This is a genomic window from Pseudomonas sp. H3_C08, assembly GCF_054669455.1.
In genome coordinates this window covers 4,431,815-4,454,361 of the sequence record NZ_CP162803.1, presented here as the reverse complement: position 1 = coordinate 4,454,361, position 22,547 = coordinate 4,431,815, and the positions used below count along the sequence as shown (strand labels likewise).

The window sequence follows — 22,547 nt, the reverse complement described above, 5'->3', positions numbered from 1 at the left end:
GCAAGCTCGCTCCCACAGGGTTTTGCACAGGTATTGCGATTACTTGTTGAGCAATTCCAGACGCTCACGAATCGACGCTTCGATCCCTGCCTCATCCAGCCCGCACTCGGCCAGCATCTGCGCAGGCTTGGCGTGTTCGACGTAGACGTCCGGCAAGCCCAGATGCAGCATCGACTTGAGGATGTTCTCCCGCGCGAGGAATTCACTGACCGCGCCACCGGCGCCGCCCATGATCGCGTTCTCCTCGATGGTCACCAGCAACTCATGACTGCCGGCAATCTCGCGCACCAGCGCTTCATCCAGCGGTTTGACGAAACGCATGTCGACCACGGTGGCATCGAGTTTTTCAGCCACCTTCAGCGCCTCGGCAAGTTGCACGCCGAACACCAGCAGAGCGACTTTGCTGCCCTGGCGACGGACGATGCCTTTGCCGATTTCAATCGGCTCGAGGTCTTTGTCGATCGTCGCGTTCGGGCCGGTGCCGCGTGGATAGCGCACAGCTGCCGGGCCGTTGTACAGGTGGCCGGTGGTGAGCATTTTGCGCAGTTCGTTTTCATCACTCGGGGTCATGATGACCATGCCCGGGATGCAACGCAGGTAGGACAGGTCGAAGCTGCCAGCGTGGGTCGGGCCGTCTTCGCCCACCAGGCCGGCGCGGTCGATGGCGAACAGCACGTCGAGGTTCTGCACCGCGACGTCATGCACCAACTGGTCGTAACCACGCTGCAGGAACGTCGAGTAGATCGCCACTACCGGTTTTGCGCCTTCGCAGGCCATGCCGGCCGCGAATGTCACCGCGTGTTGCTCGGCAATCGCCACGTCGAAATAGCGCAGCGGGAAACGTTCACTGAACGCCACCAGATCCGAGCCTTCCTTCATCGCCGGGGTAATCCCGACGAGACGCGGATCAGTAGCAGCCATGTCGCACAGCCACTCGCCGAACACCGCCGAATACTTCGGACCGCCAGCCTTTGTCGGCGCAGCAGCCGGAGCATCGACCGGTTCGAGTTTGGTGATCGCGTGGTAGCCGATCGGGTCGACTTCCGCCGGGGCGAAACCCTTGCCTTTCTTGGTGACGATGTGCAGGAACTGCGGGCCTTTCAGATCGCGCATGTTGCGCAGGGTGGCGATCAGGGTTGGAAGGTCGTGGCCGTCGATCGGGCCGATGTAGTTCCAGCCCAGCTCTTCGAACAGGGTGCCGGGGACCAGCATGCCTTTGGCGTATTCTTCAGTACGACGGGCGATTTCCCAGGCGCCGGGCAGGCGCGACAGGACTTTCTTGCTGCCCTCACGCATGCTCGCGTAGGTGCGGCTGGAAAGGATCTTCGCCAGATAATTCGACAGGCCACCGACATTGCGCGAGATCGACATGTCGTTGTCGTTGAGGATCACCAGCATGTTGGCGTTGACTTCCGGCGCGTGGTTCAGCGCCTCGAAAGCCATGCCGGCGGTCAACGCGCCGTCACCAATCACCGCGATTGCCTTGCGATCGCTGTTCTGCAGGCGGGCGGCGATGGCCATGCCCAGTGCAGCGCTGATCGAAGTGCTGGAGTGGCCGACGCCAAAGGTGTCGTATTCACTCTCGGCGCGACGCGGGAACGCGGCAATGCCGTCCTTCTGGCGCAGGGTGCCCATGCGCTCGCGGCGACCGGTTAGGATCTTGTGCGGATACGCCTGGTGCCCGACGTCCCACAGCAGACGGTCGTCCGGTGTGTCGAAGACGTAATGCAACGCGATGGTCAGCTCGATCACGCCCAGGCCGGCACCGAAATGCCCACCGGTCTGACCGACCGTGTAGAGCAATTCCAGGCGCAACTCATCGGCCAGGGTTTCCAGCTCGGCTTCGCCTAACCGGCGCAGGCCGTCCGGCGTATTCGCGCGGTCGAGCAGGGGCGTGGTCGGGCGCTTGCGGGGAATCTCATGAAACGTCGTGGGCATCAGGCGAATCGTTATAGGTATAGAAGATGCGGCAGTTTACCTGATGCATCGCCCCCTGCCCACGCGTTGGTCTTTTTTGGCGGATACGCCGTCAGTTGCGCCGCTCGACGATATACCGGGCCAGCTCGCGCAATGGCTCGGCGGCCGCGTCAAACGGTCGCAGGGCGTGCAGAGCCTGATCACGCAGTTCCAGCGCGTAGGCCTTGGCGGCGTCGAGGCCGAGCAGCGCCGGGTAGGTCGGCTTGTCGCGGGCGATGTCGGCGCCTTGGCGTTTACCGAGGGTTTCGGTATCGCTTTCGACGTCGAGGATGTCGTCCTGCACCTGAAAGGCCAGACCGATAGCCTGTGCATAAGTCTGCAGGGCCTTGAGTTCGTCCTTCTCGGCGCGGCCGCTGGCCAGAGCACCGAGTTTGACGCTGACCTCGATCAGCGCGCCGGTCTTGTGCCGGTGCATCTGTTCGAGGGCTTTCTGATCGAGTTTCAGGCCAACCGAGCCGAGGTCGATGGCTTGACCGCCGACCATGCCTGCCGGGCCCGCAGCCTGTGCCAGCGCAGTGACCATTTGCAGGCGGATGTCGCTGCTGCAATCGCTCAGGCGCGGGTCGAGCAGGGCGCTGAAGGCCAGGCTCTGCAAACCGTCACCGGCAAGAATCGCGCAGGCTTCATCGAATTTCTTGTGGGTGGTCGGCTGACCACGACGCAGATCGTCGTCATCCATCGCCGGCAAATCGTCGTGCACCAGCGAATAAGCGTGGATCAGCTCGACCGCGCAGGCCGCGCCGTTGGCTTGCTCGGCTTTACCGCCGAGCGCTTCGCACGCGGCGTAGGCCAGCAGCGGACGCACGCGTTTGCCGCCGTTCATCACGCTGTAGCGCATGGCTTCGTAAAGCCGCGCCAACTCCGGCAACGGCGCGTTGAACAGGGTTTCCAGAGCGGCGTTGACCCGGGTCTGGCTGGTCGCCGTGTACGCCGCAATCATTCTGGCTGTTCCGCGTCGAAGGGTTCCTCGGCGAGTTCGCCATCGCGCTCCAGCAGCACCTGCACCTTCTGCTCGGCTTGCGCCAGCGCTGCCTGGCAATCACGGGTCAGACCGATGCCCTGCTCAAAAGCGGTCAGCGAGTCTTCCAGCGACAATTCACCGTTCTCCAGACGCTCGACCAATGTTTGCAGGTCGGCGAGGGACTGTTCGAAATCCAGTGCAGCTTTTTTGCGGGCCATGGCGGCGATTTCCGGTTGACGTTAAACCGGCGCGACACTAGCAGATAGGGGGTTTATGGGCAAATGAGCGGGGTGCGACCGGCCCTTTTTCCTGAGGCGATTCGGGATGGCTGAAACCTATTCGGCTCATTTTGTGAGCCGAATAATCTCTCTATTCGGCTCACGCCCCTTGAAAAGCAGGTTTCCTACAGCGATTGCAAATGTATCCGATTGTTAAAAAACCGCCAAATGGCTAATCTTCGCGCCTTCTACGACCCCACAGTCACGGGTCTTTCAGACGAAACGCAGTTTTCACCGCTGTGAAGTACCGAGGATCGGGTGCAAGGTTTCGTTCAGGCATGGCAGGAGGCATTACATGCGTTCATTTTTTTGGCTGCTGATCGGCCTGGCTTGCGCGCCCGCGCTGTTGGCCGCGCCGAGCGCTGAACTGTCGGAACCGGTGGGCGGCTGGCGCTATCACGGCTTGCTCGATCGCACGGAAAATCCGCAAGTCGCCTATCCCACGCCGCCGATTGATCGCGGCATTCAGCGCAATCGCACGATGATCCAGGGCCAGCTCAAGGCCATCGGCCACATGCGCCCGCCGCACAGCCTCGCCGTGAATGGCAATCCATTGAATCTGTACACCGACGACCAGGGCCGTTTCGCCCGGCCCTACGCGTTCGGCGCCGGCTCCAACAGCGTCGAAGTGATCAGCGCCGAAGGCCAGTCGCTCAAGCGCGTGCAATTTTATGAAGCAAACAATTTGCGCACGCCGGCGCGAATTCGTCTTGTCTTGGGCTGGGACGATCCAAAAGCCGAGCTCGATCTGCACATTGTCACGCCCGACGGTCAGCATGCGTTCTGGGCGCAGCCGGCGCTGAGTAATGGCGGCGGTCTCGACCCGGATGGCGTCGACGGCCCCGGCCCGGAAATGTTCACCATGACTGCGCCGCTGCACGGCACTTATCTGGTTTACGTCAACTATTGGGGCAACTTCGGCAACGGCGGCTATAACTTCGAGGAGACCAGCAACCAGAACGAGGTCATCACCTCGCAAATCACGCTGGTGCTCAACGAAAACACCGTCGACGAAAAACGCGAAACGTTCATCGTGCCCCTGCGGGCGATCGGTGATCTGCTGCTGGTCAAGACTTTCAACTATTAAGCATTCCGCCACGGATGAAATCCTGAGCTTTGGGAAATGAGCGAAAAGATGAGCGATAACACTGTTACTTCGGCTGCCGACACGCCAGCGGCCAAACCTTCGCGGCGCTGGCCCTTGCTGCTGGCCGGGTTGTGCCTGGTGGCCGGTGTAGCGGGTGGTTTTGGCTGGCTGCTGCTCAAGCCCAAGGCGCCGCCGGCGGAATTGGCCAGTGACAAGCTCGGCCTCAGCCGCCCGGATGCGTTGCTGGAAACCCGCTCGCTGAGTCAGTTGCCCAAGGACTTGCTGACGGTGCCGTTCCTCAAGGCCACGCTGACCGAAGATTTCGTCTTTTATTACGAGACCCATGCTGATCGCCTCGGCTTGATCGGCAGTCTGCGCCGGATCATTTACGAGCATGATCTGAAGTTGCAGGACAGCCTGATCGAGCAGCTTTTCGATCAACCGGCCGACGTTGCGTTGTGGCGTGGCGCGGATGGGCGCTTGAAGGATTTCCTTTTGGTGATGGATCGTGGTGGGCTGGCGAAACTGCTCGAGCCCTTGGCGAAAGTCGCGCTGGATGACACGCAGCTCAGTCAGATGAGCGAACTCAAGGTCGGCGGCGACACTGTGCCGCTGTATCAACTGACCTATAACGCCAGCAAAGCCCTGTTGTTCGCCTCCCACGGCGACAAACTGGTGGTGCTGTCCAACCCGGCCAAGTATTACGACCCGGAAAGCGGCGCCTCCGAGGAATCCGGCCATGTCTCGCCACAAGCGCTGGCGGCGCTGCTCAATGGCGAAAAACTGTTCCCCGAAGCGTTCGGCCTGCCGGCGAAAACTCCGGAAACCAAGCAACGCCTGTCGGTCAACTCCAGCGTTCTGGCCATGGGTTATCAACGTTTCATCCCGAACTTCGCCGGGCTGCGCTTCGACATGGATGACAAGGGCTGGCACAGCTACCTCGCCATGGACGAACTGGACAACCAGCCCGACTTCGATTTCAAACCGGTCTGGCAAGCAATGCCGCTGGGCGCCAGTGCCTGCGTGACCCTTCCGGTCGCGGCCGAACCGCAAAAACCATTGCTGGTGAAACTCGGCGCTGAAGAAACCGTGGCGCAAACTCTCACCGAACACGTGGCCGGCGCGGCAGGCCTGTGCTGGTACGCCGATTCGCGGTTGTACACGCCATTGTTGGTGGCCAGTTTGAAAGACGAGGACAGCAGCAAACTCGACGGTGATCTTGGCAAACTGTTCGGTTCGATGGTCGGTGCATTCGAAGCCAACGTCGAAGAAAACGTGTTCCCGGTGGTCGAGAAGCAGGAAGGTCAGAACCACGTCTGGCAGCGTCAGGTCAGTTCCAATTTCGGCCCCTACGCGGCGAAGACTGCGGAAAACCCGGACGCGATTTCCGGCAAGGCATTCATGAAAGTCAGTCTTGCCCGTCACGGCTCGACGCTGCTGTTTTCCCTCGACGACAAACTCGTCGACAAGGCCCTCGGCACCCTCGATAAGCGCTTCCCGCCAATGGCCGACGTGCTGCCGAAAGATGTGCTGATGCCGATCTACTTCGGCCCGGATTCGATCGCGCAACTGATGCAGCAGGAAACCCTCGACAGCCTGCCGCAGGACATGGAGCCGGTGTTTTACAACGCCGCGCAAACCTACCTGATCCCGAAACTGCGCACCCTTGGCGGCTACGGCAAATATGCCCTGACTTTGCCTGAAGGCAGCGAGCCTGACGGCCACTGGCAGTGGCTGCCGCTGGAATGGAAAGCGCTGTGACGACACTGATCCGTAGCCTCGGCCTGCTTGCGCTGCTATTGAGTGCGGGTGCCCGAGCCGTTGAAACGCCAGCGCTGGACCCGGCGCAATCCCAGGTGTTTCGCGCCTGGTTCGTGCGCATCGCTCAAGAGCAGTTGAGCCAAGGCCCAAGTCCGCGCTGGTATCAGCAGGACTGTGCCGGGCTGGTGCGTTTTGCCGCCAACGAAGCGCTGAAAGTCCACGACGACAAATGGCTGCGCAGCAACGGCCTGTCCAATCGTTATCTGCCGCCGGAGCTGTCGCTCACCGATGAGCAACGCAAGCTCGCCCAGCAATGGCAGCAGGGCGGCGGCAAGGTCGGGCCGTACGTCAACGCGATCAAACTGATTCAGTTCAATAGTCATCTGGTCAGCCGTGACGTCTCGCAGGCACGGCCCGGTGATTTGATGTTTTTCGATCAGGGCGACGACCAGCACCTGATGATCTGGATGGGCCGCTACATCGCCTATCACACCGGCACCACCACCCCCACTGACAACGGCATGCGTTCGGCAAGCCTGCAGCAACTCATGACATGGAAGGACACCCGATGGATACCCGACGCAGCCAACCCCAACTTCATCGGCGTCTATCGACTGAACTTTCTCTCCCAATGACCGGTGCCCGCATGTTGCGACTCTGCTCCCGAATTCCTTTGCTGCTGGCGCTGTTGCTGCCAGTGGCTACCGTCAGCGCCGAAGATTCGGTCGAGCCGAGCGGCTACACGCCGGTCTCGGGTGAAAGCTTTTTCCTGCTCGCCGACAGCAGTTTTGCTGCTGATGAACAGGCGATGGTGCGCCTCGAAGCGCCGGGCCGTGATTACCGTCGCTTCCGCATGGAACCGTACGGCGGCGCCGACATTCGTGTGTACCGGATCGACAAACCGCTGGATTTCCTCAAGCGCCAGAAGAACCTGCACCGCGTGGTCAGCGACGGCCAGTTCAAGGGTGAAGGCCTGTCCAACACCCTCGCGTATCTGTGGGACAACTGGTACCGCAAATCCCGGCGGGTGATGCAGCGCGCGTTCTCTTATGAATCGCGCAAACAGGTCACCGAAGAAGTGCCGGAACTGAAGATGGGCAACGCCATCGCAGCGCCGACGCCGTACGACGCGCAGCCGCAATTTGCGCTGATTCCGGGTCTGCCGGTGGTCAGCCAGTTCCGTTATCCGTTGTGGCAGGCCAAGCCGATTCAGCCGCCGGAAGGGGTCAATCTGGCCGGGTCTTCGAGCGATTTCGTCAGCGTCGCGCCGGGTAACGTTTATATCCCGTTGGGCAATCTGAAGCCGGGTCTGTACCTGGTCGAAGCGCTGATCGGCAAGTACCGCGCAACCACCATGGTGTTCGTCTCCAACACCGTCGCGGTGAGCAAGATTGCCGGTGATGAATTGCTGGTCTGGGCCGCGCGCAAACACGAAGGCAGTTCGGTACCCAAGGTCAATGTGCTGTGGACCGACGGCCTCGGCGTGATGAGCAGCGGTGCCACCGATACTGACGGTTTGCTGCGCCTGAAACACGTCAGCCCGGAGCGTTCGTTCGTCATCGGCGAGGACGAAGAGGGCGGGGTGTTCGTCTCCGAGAACTTCTATTACGACAGCGAAATCTACGACACCAAACTCTACGCGTTCACCGACCGGCCGCTGTATCGCCCAGGTGATTGGGTGTCGCTGAAAATCGTTGGTCGTGAGTTCAAGAATGCGCGGGACTCGGTGTTGCCGGGTGCTGCAGATGTCACGGTCAGCGTGCTTGACGCCACAGGCACTGAGTTGCAACACCTCGACCTGAAGCTCGATTCGAAGGCCGGCACTCAGGGCCGCTTCCAGTTGCCGGACAACGCTGTGGCCGGTGGTTACGAGATCCGTTTCAACTATAAGGACCAGGCTTACAGCAGCGCTTTCCGCGTGGCCGAGTACATCAAGCCGCACTTCGAGATTTCGCTGAATCTGGCCAAGCAGGATTACCGCACTGGCGAGCCGGTCAAAGGCAGTCTGCTGTTGCTGTACCCGGACGGCAAACCGGTAGCTAACGCCAAGTTGACCCTGAGCCTGCGCGCCCAGCAACTGTCGATGGTCGACAACGAGCTGCAATACCTCGGGCAATTCCCGGTGGAGCTGACCAGCACCGAACTGACCACCGACAGCAAAGGCAATGCGAGCCTCGACCTGCCGGCCGCCGACAAGCCGAGCCGCTACATGCTCACCGTGCTCGCCAGCGATGGCGCGGCGTATCGGGTCAAGACCACCAAGGAAATCCTTATCGACCGTGGCGCGGCGAGCTTCCGTCTGAGTGCGCCGCAACGCTTCAGCGCGGTCGGCGACAAAGTCGCATTCAGCTACGCCAACGAGGGCGGCACCGAGCAAAGCAAAGCGGTGACGCCGAGCACCTATGGCTGGGTACGTCTGGAAGACCAGAGCACCGGTGAAGGCAAGCTCGCGGCGACTGACAAGGGCTTTAGCATGGCCTTCGAACGCCCGGGCACTTACAACCTGACCTTGAAAGATCAACACGGTCGCGTCCTCGGTGCCACGGGGCATTCGGTCACTGGCGACGGCGTCAAAGCGGTACCGGGCACTGTGGAAATCGTCCTCGACAAGCCTGAGTACAAGGCCGGCGATGAAGCGCTGGCGCTGATCACTTTCCCGGAGCCGGTCAGTGATGCGTTGCTCTCGCTGGAACGCGACAAGGTCGAAGCCACCGCGCTGCTGGCCAAGGGCGGCGACTGGTTGAAACTGGAAAAACTCAGCGACACCCAATACCGCGCGCGCATTCCGGTGAAGGACAACTTTGCACCGAACCTGACCTTCTCCGTGCTCTACACCAAGGGCGGTCAGTACAGCTTCCAGAACGCCGGGATCAAAGTGGTTGCGCCGCAAATCGACGTGGCGATCAGCACCGACAAAGCGGTGTACCTGCCGGGCGACACGGTCACGGTTGATCTGACCACCCAGTTCGCCGGCAAAGCGGTTCCGGCGCATCTGACCGTCAGTGTTGTCGACGAAATGGTCTACGCACTGCAACCGGAAGTCGCGCCGACCATCGACCAGTTCTTCTATCACCCGCGCCGTAACAACGTGCGCACCAGTGCCAGCCTGTCGTTCATCAGTTACGACGTCGCGTTGCCGGGCAGCCCCGGCGCACCGGGCAAAGCCAACCGCAGCGAGCGCGGGGTGAAAGTGCTGGAGCGGCCGCGTCGTGAGGACGTCGATACCGCTGCGTGGCAGCCAGAGTTGTTGACCGGGGCCGACGGCAAAACCCGTTTCACCTTCAAGATGCCGGACTCGCTGACCCGCTGGCGCATCACCGCGCGGGCAATTGCCGATGATGGTCAGGTCGGGCAGAAGAAGCAGTTCGTGCGTTCGGAAAAACCGCTGTACCTGAAGTGGAGCGGGCCGAGCAAATTCCGCAAGGGTGATCAGCCGCAACTTGGCGTGTTTGCGTTCAGTCAGGCCGAGAAACCGGTCAAGGCTGAACTGGTGACTCACTATGCGGGCGCCGAACAGCGTCTGCCTGTGACCCTGAACAACGGCATCAATTATCTGCCGCTGCCGGCGTTCTCATTGGCTTCCGGCGAATGGACGGCGGAGTTGGTGCAGGACGGCAAGACCGCCGACTCTCTCGCCGTGCGCCTGAGTGCGACCGGTGACGGCTGGCAAGTCACTCAGACTCAAAGCCTCGACGTGGCCAGCGGTGACACACCGTTGAGTCTGCCGGCCGACGCCACCGATATTCGCCTGCGTCTGGATGACAGCCCGCAAGCGTTGTTCCGCTCGGCACTCGATGATCTGCTCAGCTATCCGTACGGCGGCGTTGAGCAGACTGCCAGCCGTTTGCTGCCGTTGAGCATTGCCTATCCATCGCTGGCATCGAATCCGCAGATTCGTGATCGCTTGCGCCTGATCATGCAGAACAGCCGTCTGCGTCTGGTGCAAATGGCCGGGCCGTCGGCGAGCTTCACCTGGTGGGGCTACGACGGTGAGCCGGATGCGTTCCTCACGGCTTACGCTTACTACGCCGACTGGAACGCTAGCCAGGTGCTGGAATTGACCTTGCCGCCGGAACATTGGCAGCGAGTGCTGGAGGTCTACGCCAAGCAAGCGCCGAACACACCGTTGCTGCAGCGCGCGCTGATTCTGTCGTTCGCCAAGCAGATGCATTTGCCGGTGAACACCTTGCTCAGCGGCTTGATGGAGGATCTGGCCAAGGCCGGTGAAGGCAACGCCGAAACCCTGATGGACGACGGCGAAGACAGTCTGGTGATGAGCGACCCGGATTCGGCGCTCGGTCTGGCGGCGGCGCGGGTGTTGACCGCTGCGTTGGCCACGCAGTCGAAGGTTGCCTTGCCGGAAACGTTCAATCGTCAGGTGGGGGCTGCGCAACAGCGTCTGGCGGTCAGTTCGCAGCCGTTCGCCGAGGCGCTGAACCTGTCGCTGCAAGCGTTCGATCAGGCGCGTGCTACGGCGTTGTTGCAACGTTTGCTGCCGCAGCAATCGACCCTCGAACGTGCGCTGGCGCTAACCTGGCTGCAACGCAACATCGCCCAGGCGTCGCCGACCATTGCACTGACGCCGGGTCAAGGCTGGAAGAAGAACTACGGAGCCAGCGGCGAGATGTACTGGACGTGGCAGGGCGCGACGCCAGTGCCGAGCGTGTTGTCGGTGTCCGGTACGCAGGAGCGTCCGCTGCGCGCGGCGTTGAGTTTCCAGACCCAGCAAGCGGCAGTCGATCCGATGGCCGTGACCATCACCCGTCGCCTGTCGCGACTGGTGCCGGGCGACGAAGCGTTCACCTTCAAACTGGAGCCGATCGGCAGCAAGCCGCTGTCCAGCGACAGCCTGTATCTGGACGAAGTGATCCTCACCAGCAAAGCGCCGAAACCGCTGCGCTACGGCATGCTCGAAGTGCCGCTACCACCGGGCGCCGATGTCGAGCGCACCACCTGGGGCATCAAGTTGCAGGGCAAGGACGGCACCGAGCCGACCGCGCTGGAGAAGGCGCGCTTCGAACCGGGTCAACTGGCGTACGCGGTGCCGGTCGATGCGTTGAGTGGTGAGTTGCGCCTGCGCCATCTGGTGCGCTTCTCGCAGAAGGGCCAGTTCAACCTGCCGCCGGTGCGCTTCAAGCAAGTCTACGCGCCGCAGCATCAGGCCCAGGAAGCGAAAGCCGCCCTTGGTCAGGTCACGGTCAACTGACATGAGCCGGCCGCTGCTGTGGCTGCTGATGTGTGTGATACCTGCGCTGGCGACGGCGCAGGATGAGCCGCTGCGCGTGGCCTATAAGGGCGAGTTGTTGTCGCTGAATCAGACACAACTGATCGCCCGCGAGCCCTTGCCGCCGACGCTCGATACCCCGTTGGGCAGTCTGTGGAAATTGTTCGTATACGCATGGCTGGTCGATAGCGGTGCGCGTGAGCCTGCTTATGAATGTCGCGGACAGTCGAAGGAAGAGGTTTATTGCTGCTCGGCGGGCAGCAGGATCGAGCGTGATCAGGCGTTGGTGAAATCCTGCGGGTTGTACTTTGAGCCTGCGCGATTGGGGCTTTCTTCTGCCGATTGGCGCACGTATTGGCAGGCGCGGCGGGCGCCATCGTGGCTGCTGGATTTGCCGTCGGTACAGCCGGCTCAACGGGTTTCCGTGATTGAGTTGTTGAAGGTCTTGGCTGCTTTGCCGGCGCAGGATCAAGCGCGTCGAGTGCTGCTCGATGTGGTGCTGAATGCGGCGGACGGTAATGTCGTCGGCGAACTGGGCGGGCGTTTGCGGGTGAAAACCTGGAGCTGGCTTGGCGATCAGGATCCGCAGTCGCGCCAGGGTGGTTTCGCCGGTTGGACCGCGGACGGATCTCCGCTCTGGGCGGGTGGGCGTGGTACCAGTCAGATGGTTTTGCGCCATTACGGGCAGGCACTGGCGACGGTGTTGCCCGCCGCATGGCCGGCAGAAGCCGGGCGCTGTGTTGAAGTCGGGTTGTTCTCGCGCTATCCGCTCACGCGGGTTTTGGCTGGTGAGCGGGTGGTGACGTCCGGCCCGTTGCAGGGCGATTACCGCGTCGAATTCGCCAATGGCAACGCGCTGGATATCCACAGTGACGGCGAACTGTTTCTGCTCAACGACAAACTGGTCGCCAGGCTTGATCGCGAAGAATATGTAGCTCGCGTCCTTGAGCGCGAAGCCAAACCCGAACCCGCCGAAGCGGCCAAAGCGCTGGCCGTGGCAATCCGCACCTATCTGCTGCAAAACGCCACGCGCAACGGCGATTGCCTGAACATCGACGACAGCAGCAATCGCCAACGCGTCGCCCCGCGTCCAGCCTCGGCCGAGTCACGCAACATCGCGGCGTGGACGGCGGATCTGGTACTGGCCGGTAGCACCGTCACCTATCACTCCGATCAACCCGGCCCGGACAAACTCGCCTGGCAACAAGCCGTCGAGCAGGCCAACGCCGGTCAGCGCTACGACGCGATCCTCCTGCACGCCTATCCGCGCGCCAGCCTCAGTCGCTGGGACAATCCGGTCGCCTCCTGTGAGGCACTGCCCGCCGCGCAAGACTGGCTGCAGAAACAGCGACGCGGCTGGCGCCCGAAGCTGGAAAGCGAAACCGGCTACAACGAAGTCAGCACATTCGCCGTGTGCAAACTGGCGTTCGGCAGGCCCTTCGTCGACCGCGAACGCCAACGTATCTACGTGCGTGGCGTACTGACCCTGCAGGATCGCCTCGACCTGACCCACGAATATCTGCACCTGGCCTTTGAAGCACACCCCAACGGCCAGGATGAAACCTACATCGAAGGGCTCGCCCGTCACCTTTTGCTGGAATAGACCATGACACTCCGTTATCCACAGGTCTTGCTGCTGCTCTGCACCTTGACTGCGCTCTCGCCAGCCATCGCTGCCGACGGCGTCAAACTCGACACCCCGATCGGCGGCTGGCGCAGCGGCGCCCCCGAAGGCGAGGGTGAAAGCTTCCGCCAGACCGTCAATTACCCGGCCTCATCGGTCAACACCCCGGTCGGCCAGGCCAACACTGCCCGCATCAGCGGCGAGATCAAAGCTGCGCGGAAGGACAACGAACCCGGCCGCCTGATCGTCAACGGCGTGAACATGCCGCTGAAAATCGACGACAGCGGCCGCTTCGACCGCCCGTTCTCCTTCCCCAACGGTAGCAACAGCGTCGAAGTACGCAGTCCCGACGGCCAGCAACGCCACCGCACGCAATTCCTCAATACCAGCGGCGGCGCCACCCCGGCAAAACTGCGCGTACTGCTGGCGTGGGACAGCGACGGCACCGACCTCGACCTGCACCTGATCACCCCTGACGGCGCGCACATTTGGTACGGCAACCGCAGCGCCGCCAACGGCGCCGCACTCGACGTTGACGTCACCACCGGTTATGGCCCGGAAATCTTCGCCATGCCGGCGCCGATCAAGGGGCAGTATCTGGTGTATGTGAATTATTACGGCGGTGGGTATCGCGGGGATGACGAGGGCGGGGATGAAGCGGTACAGGCACTGACCACGGCGCAGGTGACGGTGATTACTGAAGAGGGTACGCCGAGCGAGAAGATGGAGACGTTTTTGATCCCGATGCGGGCGGTGGGGGAGTTGACGTTGGTTAAGGCGTTCAGTTATCCGTGAGGGAATTGGGCTGCGGGTTGCTGCCCAATTTCAGGTCGCAGACATTGGACCGACTCAGGGCAGGAGCGAAAGACGGTCCTGCGCAACCTCGTAAGCAGCTTCTCTCTCTCGCTTCCCGATTGCGATTACAAACACCACAATCTCTTGATCAAGGACCTGATAGATCAGGCGATAGCCAGCGCTTTTCAGCTTCACTTTGTAGCAATCCGGGAGCTCGCGAAGTCGATTGGCTTCTATTCGAGGATTCTCCAATACCTCTGTGAGCTTCTTCTTGAACTGGTGGCGAACCGTATCGCCGAGTTTGTTCCACTCCTTTAAAGCACGACGATCAAATTCAAGGTTATAGGTCATCCAGACTTACCTTGACTCGTTGAGGTGCCGCGAGGCGTTCGGTGACTACGGCTATGAGTACTTCATCTTCCTCGCTGAGCAATGCTGCTTTGAAGGGTAGCTTGCCTCGCTCGGCGACGTATTGGAGTGTCTGACGCAAAAGCTCTGAGGGAGTTACTCCCAGCTTTTCCAGTTCGGCGAAGGAGCGCTGCTTCAGATCATCGTCGATGCGAATGTTGATGGAGGCCATGATGAAATACCTGTAATGACGTTTGTCGTTACGGTACCAAGAGGCTCTTCTGTTCGACAAGCGCGAATTTATGTTTCAGACGGTAGGCCGGGTTTATTTCAGGCATTAAAAAGCCGGCTTGTGGCCGGCTTCTCGGGGACTGGCTTGGCCTATTTTTGGTAAGCCTTGCCAGCCTTCAAAACGTACATCCGGATCTGCGTCCGGCTGTGGGACTTGGTCAGACGTTGGTCTGCCGCGTCGGGCGCTGTCTGAGCCGCGGGGCGGGTCGATGCGCAAATGTGGGGCGCAGGATACTGAGTTTTGTTGTGGATTCCCAGCCTGAAGTGCGGTTTAGAGCAACCGCAGTCGAACAAATTCGAGATTTGTACCGATTATCAGGGCCTCATCGCGAGCAGGCTCACTCCTACAGGAGGCTTTGCAGGCCGTGAGATCATAGAAACGGCACCACCGGCCGCCGCTTGCTCACGGTCGACCACCAGAACACCCAGCCCAATATATGAATCCTTTGCTCCTCGATCTGTGCCGGGCGGAAGACTTCGTCCGGGTATTCGGCGTTGTTGTGGCTACGCAGGCGCAGGCCGTTGCCGGGCATGCGGTGCAGGTATTTGATGCGCAGCATGCCGTCGTGTTCGATGGCGTAGATCTCACCGTCGACGACCTGGGTCAGGCTGCGGTCGATGGCGACGACGGAGCCGTCTTCGATGCGTTCAGCCATGCTGTTGCCGATCATGTGCGCGCAGATGGCGTCGGCGGGGCGGATTTCCAGTTGATCAAGCTGTGCGCGTAGCAGGCGGATGGACAGGTCCGGGTCCTGAATGACGTGGTTTTTGTCGGAGCCGTTGGTCAGGGGTGTTTCTTTGAAGAAGGCCAGTTCGATGTCGTTGGGATGGATGAATCGATAGGACCCCTGGGGATCCTGAGCGTCAAAGCTGTCGCCATTGCTGGCTGGCGGAGTCAGGCTTGGCAGCTCTTTTGTGCCTTGTCCGGTTTTCAGCCATTCGCTGTTGACGGACAGCAGGCGTGAGACTTCTTCCATGCGATACGCCGGGACGCCCCGGGTGTACCAGTTGTGGACATTTTGGGCTTCCGTGCCCCAGAACTTTGCGAAACCCGTCGTCGAGATGTTCGCAGCTTCCAGGAGTGCCTTGAATCTTGGACCGCTAGTGTTCTTTCTCATAAACACGGAGTCTACGGCCGTGCCAGAGCGGTTTGAATAAACCGGGCGTTCAAAAACGGGCTGAATTTTGCGACGGGATGTAAGACGTTCTTGTGGGAAATTACACAAGATAAAACTTTTCTGTAGTCCGTCATAAACACTCTGTTTAAGGCGGCTTTTCCCGAGCACAAAAAACCCCGGATCAACCGGGGTTTTCTTCAAGCCTCACGCGTAGCGCAACTGCTTAGCCTTTGTAGGCGGCAACCGACTTGGTGATCGCTTCGCGGGCGGCGTCTGCACCGGCCCAGCCTTCGATCTTGACCCATTTGCCTTTTTCGAGATCTTTGTAGTTCGCGAAGAAGTGCTCGATCTGCTGGATCAGCAGTGGCGGCAGGTCGGTGTATTCCTTCACATCGACGTACAGCTGGGACAGCTTGTCGTGTGGTACTGCGATGACTTTGGCATCGCCGCCGCCGTCGTCGGTCATGTTCAGGATGCCGACTGGACGCGCGCGGATTACCGAACCTGGGGCAACCGGGTAAGGGGTCACAACCAGTACGTCGAGCGGATCACCGTCGTCAGCCAGGGTGTTCGGGATGTAACCGTAGTTGGCCGGGTAGAACATTGGGGTGGCCATGAAACGGTCAACGAACAGGCAATCGCTGTCTTTGTCGATTTCGTATTTGATCGGCGCGTGGTTGGCCGGGATCTCGATCGCGACGTAGATGTCGTTCGGCAGGTCTTTGCCAGCCGGAATCTTGCTGTAGCTCATTGGGCGTTGCCCCCGTAGTTGACCAAAAACACTTGGCCGGATTGACCAAAAAGTGGCGGCGATTATAGGCATATTCTGCCGTCGACGCCATGTACCGAAAGTCGTGCAGACCTTAGTCGTGCGCCTGATAGACCGGGTCTGTGGCCTGAAGTTGCCGCAACCTGCCCAGCGGGTCCTGCCGGTAGAAAAGCTGCAACTGCGCATAGACCTGTGGATAAGCCTCGTGCAGCAGATCCGGGGCGCTGAAGAAGTACTCGCTGGTGACCGCAAAGAACTCGGCGGGGTTTTCGGCGGCGTAGGGATCAATGGCGGTTTCGGCGTCAGGATCATGGTCGAGCTGACGGTTGAGGTCGTCGTAAGCCTTTTGCATGACGTCGGCCCAGTCGCTGACACGCATGTCGGCATGCAGCGGCGGCAGACCATTGGCGTCGCCGTTGAGCATGTCGAGTTTGTGCGCCAGTTCGTGGATCACCAGGTTGTAGCCTTCCCAGCCACCACTGGCCATCACACCCGGCCAGGCAAGAATGATCGGCCCTTGCTGCCAGGCTTCGCCGCTGTGTTCGCCGTCCCACTCATGCTCGACACCGCTGGCGTCACGATGACGTTGCGGGCTGAGGAAATCGTCCGGGTAGAGGACGATTTCATGAAAACCCTGATACCAGTTCAGATCGCCGAGATTGAGCAGCGGCAGCTGCGCCTGGGCGGCGAGCAACAGGCGTTGTTCCTGATGCAGTTCGACGCCGGGCAGGGTGCTCAGGTGTTTGTCTGCAAGGAACAGCACGCAGGCTTCGCGCAGCCACTGGTCTTCGGCTGCGCTGATGCCGTCAAGGAAGCTCAGGTGATGGCGCACCCGTTGCCACATGTCGTCGGCAATCGGGTGCTTTGTCAGAGTGCGCCGGCGACGCCAGGCGCTCAGCGACCACATCGGCTTAGTGCGATTGGGCTTTGGTGCCGCCGAAGCGGCTGCGAACCACACCGATAATCATCGGTACCAGCGACAGTAGAATGATGCCGACGACCAGCAACGACAGGTTTTTCTTGATGAACGGCACGTTGCCGAAGAAGTAGCCCAATGTCACCAGACCGCCAACCCACAACACCGTACCGAACACGCTAAAACCGAAAAAACGCGGGTAGGGCATCTTCGCTACACCAGCGACGAAGGGTGCAAAGGTGCGGATGATCGGCAGAAAACGCGCCAGGGTCACGGTTTTGCCACCGTGCTTGTCGTAGAAGTCGTGAGTTTGTTGCAGGTAATCGCGACGGAATATTTTCGAGTTCGGGTTGCTGAACAACTTCTCGCCCGCCGTTCGTCCGATCACGTAGTTGGTACTGTCGCCCAGTATGGCCGCGAGCATCAGCAGGCCGCCCAGCAGCACCGGATCCATGCCACCGCCAGCGGCCACGGCACCGGCAATGAACAGCAACGAATCACCCGGAAGGAATGGCATCACCACCAGCCCGGTTTCACAGAAAATCACCAGAAACAGGATGGCGTAGATCCATGGACCATAGTTGTTCACCAGCAAATCGAGGTACACATCGAGATGCAGGATAAGGTCGAGCGGGTTGAAATCCATGGGGGCACCTGTATGACGGCCTGACTCTACAGGCCTGTGCGGATGATTCGGGTGTAAGCCTACAGCGGGGTGTAGTTTTTCTTACAAGCCGGAAAGCTCGGGATTATACGGTCTGAAAGATGAAAAGCGCGTTGGTTTTGTCGCGGGGGATGTCGGGGTGTGAGCAATTGTCAGGATGTATTCAACGTGGCTGAGGGAGCAGGCTCCCTCATCACAGGCTGCATGCGCGGTCAAAGCTCTTCGCTGATCGGCAACACGTAGTTCTTGAACTCGGTGTCTTCCTTGAACCCGATGGACTCGTAGGTTTTCTGCGCGACTTCATTGTTGCTGCTGGTGGAGACACGCATGCGCACGGCTTGGGTTTCCTTGGCCATTTTCTTCGCAGTGCGGATCAGGTTGTCAGCGACCAGTTGCCGGCGCGCGTCTTCGGCGACATAGATGTCGTTGAGGATCCACACGCGTTTGAGCGACAACGAGGAGAAGCTCGGATAGAGCTGACAAAAGCCCATCAGCTTCTTGTCGTCATCGTCGGCCAGGGCCAGGTAGATCACCGATTCCTTGCGGCGCAGACGCTTTTCAAGGAACGCACGGGAGGAATCCGGGTAAGGCAGGGAACCGTAGAACTCGCGATATTTGACGAACAACGGAGTCAACAAATCCAGATGTTCGAGGGTCGCTTGAATAATCCGCATGATAGGTCTCGTCTTCAAGTGGCTGTCTTCAACTGCTCTGACGGCGATGGGAAACCCGTGCGGCCGTGCATCGATCCTGCCTGAAACCGGCGCAGAAACGCAATGCGGAAACGGTTCAGGTTGTGGGCGGATCGAGTAGGAAATTACCTTTCATGTCTACACCGGCGTCCGATTCCAGCGTCTGAACCTGTGCTTCGTCCTTCAGGTTGACCCCTGACAGCTGCCGCCGACAGGCTTCGCGCATCAAATAGAGCAAGCGATGCGCCGCCATGCCGTAGCTCAAGCCTTCGAGCCGCACATTGGAGATGCAGTTGCGGTAGGCGTCGGTCAGGCCGATTTTTGGATTGTAGGTGAAATATAAACCGAGACTGTCCGGTGAGCTGAGGCCCGGGCGCTCGCCAATCAGCATCACCAGCATTTTTGCACCGAGCAATTGGCCGATTTCATCACCGACGGCAACGCGACCCTGTTCCATCAGGATAACGGGCGCCATCGACCAGCCGTCAGCGCTCATTTGCTCCTCCAGTCGGGTCAGAAACGGCAGGGTATGCCGATGAACCGCCAGTGCCGACAGGCCGTCGGCCACGACAATCGCCAGATCGACACCACCCGGATGCGCCGCAGCGTATTCACGCAAGGCCTGCGCCGATTCATCGCTGAGCTTGCGCCCCAGATCCGGGCGTTGCAGATAACTGTTTCGATCCGTAGCGGCGCTGTGCAGCAGCAGGCTTTCGCGTCCGCGTTCAGTCAATTGCGCGCTGAGCCCGGCGTGATCGAATGGCAAGTGCACGGCATCGCGTGCCTGCGCGTGGGCAAACTGAAAATCCAGTTGCGCGCTGGTCGGCAGACTGGTGCCGGTACGGCCGAGGGCGATCCGTGCCGGGGTCAGGCGGCGCAGTTCCAGCCAAGGGTTTTGCGGGTCCACGGGCGGTTTTTCCATGTGACTCATCCCAGTTGCGCCAGCGCCTGGCGGAAGGCCGGCGGCAAGTTGTTACCGAAGCGAACCTTGCCGTCCGCTTGGGTGAAGATTCCCATGTTCGCCAGCCACTGCTCAAACTCCGGCGCCGGTTTCAGGCCCAGGGTCTGGCGGGCGTAGAGGGCGTCGTGGAACGAGGTGGTCTGGTAGTTGAGCATGATGTCGTCGGAGCCGGGGATGCCCATGATGAAGTTGATCCCGGCGACACCCAAGAGGGTCAGCAGGGTGTCCATGTCGTCCTGATCGGCTTCGGCGTGGTTGGTGTAGCAGATATCGCAACCCATCGGCACGCCGAGCAACTTGCCGCAGAAATGGTCTTCGAGGCCGGCGCGGATGATCTGTTTGCCGTTGTACAGGTACTCCGGGCCGATAAATCCTACGACGGTGTTCACCAGAAACGGTTTGAAATGTCGGGCCACCGCGTAGGCCCGGGTTTCGCAGGTCTGTTGGTCGACACCGTGGTGGGCGTTGGCCGAGAGGGCGCTGCCCTGACCGGTTTCGAAATACATCAGGTTTTGCCCGAGGGTGCCGCGATTCAGGCTCAGGCCGGCGTCGTAGCCTTCCTGCAAGACATTCAGGTTGATGCCGAAACTGGCGTTGGCCGCTTCGGTGCCGGCAATCGACTGGAACACGAGGTCCAGCGGCACGCCGCGGTTGATCGCCTCGATGGAGGTGGTGACGTGGGTCAGCACGCAGGCTTGGGTCGGGATGTCGTAGCGCTGGATGATCGCGTCGAGCATTTCCAGCATCGCGCAGATCGAGGCGATGCTGTCGGTGGCCGGGTTGATGCCGATCATCGCGTCGCCGTTGCCGTAGAGCAGACCGTCGAGAATGCTCGCGGCGATGCCGGACGGTTCGTCGGTCGGATGATTGGGTTGCAGGCGCGTCGACAAACGTCCGCGCAGTCCGAGGGTGCCGCGAAATTTGGTGACGACACGAATCTTTTGCGCCACCAGCACCAGATCCTGCACGCGCATGATCTTCGACACGGCGGCGACCATTTCCGGGGTCAGGCCCGGGGCGAGGTTACGCAGACTGGTTTCGTCGGCGGCGTCGCTGAGCAGCCAGTCGCGGAAACCACCGACGGTAAGGTGGCTGACGACCGCGAAGGCCTGCTTGTCGTGGGTGTCGATGATCAGTCGGGTGACTTCATCGGACTCATAAGGAATCAGCGCCTCTTGCAGGAAATGCCTGAGCGGGATGTCGGCCAGCGCCATTTGCGCAGCCACCCGCTCGCCGTCGTTAAGTGCGGCGACGCCGGCAAGAAAGTCCCCGGAACGCGCCGGGCTAGCCTTGGCCATGACGTCCTTGAGGCTGTCGAAGCGATAGGTCTGGGCGCCGACGGAATGGGCGAATGCGGCCATGGGGCGTTGTCCTCCAGTAATTACTGCAATCTGCTTTTGTGTAGGAGTGAGCCTGCTCGCGATGCAGGCAACTCGGTACAACAGTCATACCGCGTCGATGCGATCGCGAGCAGGCTCACTCCTACAGGTGTTGTATGCACTTCAATAATGCGGGCACCAGGTATTTGGCCCGGTGCCGGTGCAACTAGATACCTTCGAGCATAGCGTCTGCCGGCGCTTCGGAGCGCTGCTTGGCGGTCAGCTGGAAATACAGGTAACCGGCGGCCATGAAACCGAGGAACACACAACCGATCAGCGTGTTGAACCACGCCATCGCGATCAGGCACACCACCGCCAGAAACAGCGCAATCGCCGGTACCACCGGATAGCCCGGGGCGCGGAAGGTGCGCTCCAGATTCGGTTCGGTCTTACGCAGTCTGAACAGGCTGAGCATGCTGATGATGTACATCACGATCGCCCCGAACACCGACATGGTGATCATCGCCGCCGTCAGGGTCATGCCTTGCAGATTGACCAGGCCGTCGCTGTAAATCGCCGCGATGCCGATCACGCCACCGGCCAGAATTGCCCGATGTGGCGTCTGGAATCGCGAGAGCTTGGCCAGGCCTTTAGGCAGATAACCGGCGCGGGCGAGGGCGAAGAACTGCCGCGAGTAGCCGAGGATGATCCCGTGGAAACTCGCCACCAGCCCGAACAGACCGATCCACACCAGCATATGCATCCACGACGAGTTATTACCGACCACGGCTTTCATCGCTTGCGGCAGCGGATCGTTGATGTTCGACAGTTGGCGCCAGTCGCCGACACCGCCAGCCATGACCATCACACCGATGGCGAGGAACACCAGGGTCAGAATGCCGCTGACATAGGCCTTGGGAATCGTGCGTTTCGGGTCTTTCGCCTCTTCGGCCGCCATGGCCGCACCTTCGATGGCGAGGAAGAACCAGATTGCAAACGGTATCGCTGCGAATATTCCCGGAATTGAGCCCAGGGTGAATTCGTTGGCGCCCGACCAGCCATTCAGCACGAAGTTACTGAAGCTGAAGCCCGGCGCGACCACGCCCATGAACACCAGCAACTCGGCGACGGCGAGCACGGTGACTACCAGCTCAAAGGTCGCCGCGATGCTGACGCCGAGGATGTTCAACGTCATGAAGACGAAATACGCGCCGACGGCGGCGATCTTCGGATCAAGTTCCGGATATTGCACATTCAGGTAAGCGCCGATGGCCATGGCAATCGCCGGTGGCGCGAAGACGAACTCGATCAGCGTGGCGATGCCTGCGATCAATCCGCCTTTTTCGCCGAACGCCCGACGGCTGTAGGCAAACGGCCCCCCGGCGTGTGGGATGGCGGTGGTCAATTCGGTAAAGCTGAAGATGAAGCAGGTGTACATGGTCGCGACCATCAGCGCCGTGACCAGAAATCCGAGGGTGCCTGCGGTGCCCCAGCCGTAACTCCAGCCGAAGTATTCGCCGGAAATCACCAGGCCGACGGCAATGCCCCACAGATGCAGGGTGCCGAGTGTGGGTTTGAGCTGTGTGGTGGAAGTCATAAGTCCTCTCTGTTTTTTTATTGTTCGATCTGTTGGACTTTCGGGTGCAGTAGTTGGGTGGATGAGTGCTGTTCACGCAGCGGCAGTTTTAGTGCGAAACCTGAATGACGGGTACGCAAGGGCCGTGCCAGAGCGGCCAGGCCTTGTGTTGTGTCATTGAGGACG

General features: G+C 60.5%; 19 protein-coding genes. 6 read left to right on the top strand and 13 right to left on the bottom strand.

Going from position 1 to position 22,547, the window contains the following annotated elements:
* Positions 1–39: 39 nt before the first annotated feature.
* From dxs to AB4N74_RS20320, 3 genes are all read right to left on the bottom strand, one after another.
* The gene (dxs, locus tag AB4N74_RS20330) at positions 40–1,938 is read right to left on the bottom strand and encodes a 1-deoxy-D-xylulose-5-phosphate synthase (RefSeq protein WP_093434498.1); all 1,899 of its coding nucleotides are present in this window, start codon (positions 1,936–1,938) and stop codon (positions 40–42) included.
* A gap of 91 nt (positions 1,939–2,029) precedes the next feature.
* A complete protein-coding gene (gene ispA / locus AB4N74_RS20325; RefSeq protein WP_460097053.1) occupies positions 2,030–2,917 on the bottom strand; it encodes a (2E,6E)-farnesyl diphosphate synthase in 888 nt (295 codons plus the stop codon).
* Positions 2,914–3,156 carry an exodeoxyribonuclease VII small subunit gene (locus AB4N74_RS20320; protein WP_003228627.1) on the bottom strand — a complete coding sequence of 81 codons (243 nt, stop codon included), beginning with the start codon at positions 3,154–3,156 and terminating at the stop codon, positions 2,914–2,916. The genes ispA and AB4N74_RS20320 overlap by 4 nt, the downstream gene beginning before the upstream one ends.
* A 355-nt stretch (positions 3,157–3,511) precedes the next feature.
* Here AB4N74_RS20320 and AB4N74_RS20315 point away from each other — a divergent pair, with 355 nt between their 5' ends.
* The 6 genes from AB4N74_RS20315 to AB4N74_RS20290 are packed head-to-tail and all read left to right on the top strand — an operon-like array spanning position 3,512 to position 13,707.
* Entirely contained in the window at positions 3,512–4,303 is a 792-nt protein-coding gene (locus tag AB4N74_RS20315) for a YfaP family protein (protein ID WP_460097051.1), read from the top strand.
* Positions 4,304–4,351: 48 nt separating this feature from the next.
* Positions 4,352–6,064, top strand: a complete 1,713-nt coding sequence (locus tag AB4N74_RS20310) for a DUF2138 domain-containing protein (protein ID WP_460097049.1) — start codon at positions 4,352–4,354, stop codon at positions 6,062–6,064.
* Complete coding sequence (locus AB4N74_RS20305; RefSeq protein ID WP_460097047.1) at positions 6,049–6,699, top strand: DUF1175 domain-containing protein; 651 nt, start codon at positions 6,049–6,051, stop codon at positions 6,697–6,699. The genes AB4N74_RS20310 and AB4N74_RS20305 overlap by 16 nt, the downstream gene beginning before the upstream one ends.
* The gene (locus tag AB4N74_RS20300; protein ID WP_460097046.1) at positions 6,696–11,270 is read left to right on the top strand and encodes an alpha-2-macroglobulin family protein; all 4,575 of its coding nucleotides are present in this window, start codon (positions 6,696–6,698) and stop codon (positions 11,268–11,270) included. The genes AB4N74_RS20305 and AB4N74_RS20300 overlap by 4 nt, the downstream gene beginning before the upstream one ends.
* A gap of 1 nt (position 11,271) precedes the next feature.
* A complete protein-coding gene (locus AB4N74_RS20295; RefSeq protein ID WP_460097045.1) occupies positions 11,272–12,891 on the top strand; it encodes a DUF2300 domain-containing protein in 1,620 nt (539 codons plus the stop codon).
* Positions 12,892–12,894: 3 nt separating this feature from the next.
* On the top strand, positions 12,895–13,707 hold the full coding sequence (locus tag AB4N74_RS20290) for a YfaP family protein (protein WP_460097044.1): 813 nt from the start codon (positions 12,895–12,897) through the stop codon (positions 13,705–13,707).
* A gap of 54 nt (positions 13,708–13,761) precedes the next feature.
* On the opposite strand, the gene AB4N74_RS20285 is transcribed toward AB4N74_RS20290, so the two are convergent.
* The 10 genes from AB4N74_RS20285 to eat form a co-directional block, all read right to left on the bottom strand.
* Positions 13,762–14,058: a type II toxin-antitoxin system RelE family toxin gene (locus AB4N74_RS20285; protein ID WP_016984129.1), complete on the bottom strand. Its 297-nt coding sequence runs from the start codon at positions 14,056–14,058 to the stop codon at positions 13,762–13,764.
* Complete coding sequence (locus AB4N74_RS20280) at positions 14,048–14,287, bottom strand: type II toxin-antitoxin system RelB/DinJ family antitoxin (RefSeq protein WP_016984130.1); 240 nt, start codon at positions 14,285–14,287, stop codon at positions 14,048–14,050. Before AB4N74_RS20280 ends, AB4N74_RS20285 begins: the two co-directional genes overlap by 11 nt.
* 430 nt (positions 14,288–14,717) lie before the next feature.
* On the bottom strand, positions 14,718–15,464 hold the full coding sequence (locus tag AB4N74_RS20275) for a S24 family peptidase (protein WP_186621772.1): 747 nt from the start codon (positions 15,462–15,464) through the stop codon (positions 14,718–14,720).
* 223 nt (positions 15,465–15,687) lie between these two features.
* The gene (ppa, locus tag AB4N74_RS20270; RefSeq protein WP_003205933.1) at positions 15,688–16,215 is read right to left on the bottom strand and encodes an inorganic diphosphatase; all 528 of its coding nucleotides are present in this window, start codon (positions 16,213–16,215) and stop codon (positions 15,688–15,690) included.
* 112 nt (positions 16,216–16,327) lie between these two features.
* Positions 16,328–17,140: a M90 family metallopeptidase gene (locus AB4N74_RS20265; protein ID WP_460097041.1), complete on the bottom strand. Its 813-nt coding sequence runs from the start codon at positions 17,138–17,140 to the stop codon at positions 16,328–16,330.
* A gap of 4 nt (positions 17,141–17,144) precedes the next feature.
* On the bottom strand, positions 17,145–17,795 hold the full coding sequence (locus tag AB4N74_RS20260) for a DedA family protein (RefSeq protein WP_064118832.1): 651 nt from the start codon (positions 17,793–17,795) through the stop codon (positions 17,145–17,147).
* A gap of 230 nt (positions 17,796–18,025) precedes the next feature.
* Positions 18,026–18,487: a GNAT family N-acetyltransferase gene (locus tag AB4N74_RS20255; RefSeq protein ID WP_007910890.1), complete on the bottom strand. Its 462-nt coding sequence runs from the start codon at positions 18,485–18,487 to the stop codon at positions 18,026–18,028.
* A gap of 115 nt (positions 18,488–18,602) precedes the next feature.
* A complete protein-coding gene (gene eutC, locus AB4N74_RS20250) occupies positions 18,603–19,436 on the bottom strand; it encodes an ethanolamine ammonia-lyase subunit EutC (RefSeq protein ID WP_371914441.1) in 834 nt (277 codons plus the stop codon).
* Positions 19,433–20,827 carry an ethanolamine ammonia-lyase subunit EutB gene (locus AB4N74_RS20245; protein WP_099757283.1) on the bottom strand — a complete coding sequence of 465 codons (1,395 nt, stop codon included), beginning with the start codon at positions 20,825–20,827 and terminating at the stop codon, positions 19,433–19,435. The genes eutC and AB4N74_RS20245 overlap by 4 nt, the downstream gene beginning before the upstream one ends.
* A 184-nt stretch (positions 20,828–21,011) precedes the next feature.
* Positions 21,012–22,382 carry an ethanolamine permease gene (gene eat / locus AB4N74_RS20240; protein WP_099757281.1) on the bottom strand — a complete coding sequence of 457 codons (1,371 nt, stop codon included), beginning with the start codon at positions 22,380–22,382 and terminating at the stop codon, positions 21,012–21,014.
* Positions 22,383–22,547: the final 165 nt, after the last annotated feature.

Coding starts and splice junctions, on each gene's coding strand:
- dxs (WP_093434498.1), bottom strand. CDS start 1,938: ATGCCCACGACGTTTCATGAGATTCCCCGCAAGCGCCCGACCACGCCC.
- ispA (WP_460097053.1), bottom strand. CDS start 2,917: ATGATTGCGGCGTACACGGCGACCAGCCAGACCCGGGTCAACGCCGCT.
- AB4N74_RS20320 (WP_003228627.1), bottom strand. CDS start 3,156: ATGGCCCGCAAAAAAGCTGCACTGGATTTCGAACAGTCCCTCGCCGAC.
- AB4N74_RS20315 (WP_460097051.1), top strand. CDS start 3,512: ATGCGTTCATTTTTTTGGCTGCTGATCGGCCTGGCTTGCGCGCCCGCG.
- AB4N74_RS20310 (WP_460097049.1), top strand. CDS start 4,352: ATGAGCGATAACACTGTTACTTCGGCTGCCGACACGCCAGCGGCCAAA.
- AB4N74_RS20305 (WP_460097047.1), top strand. CDS start 6,049: ATGGAAAGCGCTGTGACGACACTGATCCGTAGCCTCGGCCTGCTTGCG.
- AB4N74_RS20300 (WP_460097046.1), top strand. CDS start 6,696: ATGACCGGTGCCCGCATGTTGCGACTCTGCTCCCGAATTCCTTTGCTG.
- AB4N74_RS20295 (WP_460097045.1), top strand. CDS start 11,272: ATGAGCCGGCCGCTGCTGTGGCTGCTGATGTGTGTGATACCTGCGCTG.
- AB4N74_RS20290 (WP_460097044.1), top strand. CDS start 12,895: ATGACACTCCGTTATCCACAGGTCTTGCTGCTGCTCTGCACCTTGACT.
- AB4N74_RS20285 (WP_016984129.1), bottom strand. CDS start 14,058: ATGACCTATAACCTTGAATTTGATCGTCGTGCTTTAAAGGAGTGGAAC.
- AB4N74_RS20280 (WP_016984130.1), bottom strand. CDS start 14,287: ATGGCCTCCATCAACATTCGCATCGACGATGATCTGAAGCAGCGCTCC.
- AB4N74_RS20275 (WP_186621772.1), bottom strand. CDS start 15,464: ATGAGAAAGAACACTAGCGGTCCAAGATTCAAGGCACTCCTGGAAGCT.
- ppa (WP_003205933.1), bottom strand. CDS start 16,215: ATGAGCTACAGCAAGATTCCGGCTGGCAAAGACCTGCCGAACGACATC.
- AB4N74_RS20265 (WP_460097041.1), bottom strand. CDS start 17,140: ATGTGGTCGCTGAGCGCCTGGCGTCGCCGGCGCACTCTGACAAAGCAC.
- AB4N74_RS20260 (WP_064118832.1), bottom strand. CDS start 17,795: ATGGATTTCAACCCGCTCGACCTTATCCTGCATCTCGATGTGTACCTC.
- AB4N74_RS20255 (WP_007910890.1), bottom strand. CDS start 18,487: ATGCGGATTATTCAAGCGACCCTCGAACATCTGGATTTGTTGACTCCG.
- eutC (WP_371914441.1), bottom strand. CDS start 19,436: ATGAGTCACATGGAAAAACCGCCCGTGGACCCGCAAAACCCTTGGCTG.
- AB4N74_RS20245 (WP_099757283.1), bottom strand. CDS start 20,827: ATGGCCGCATTCGCCCATTCCGTCGGCGCCCAGACCTATCGCTTCGAC.
- eat (WP_099757281.1), bottom strand. CDS start 22,382: ATGACTTCCACCACACAGCTCAAACCCACACTCGGCACCCTGCATCTG.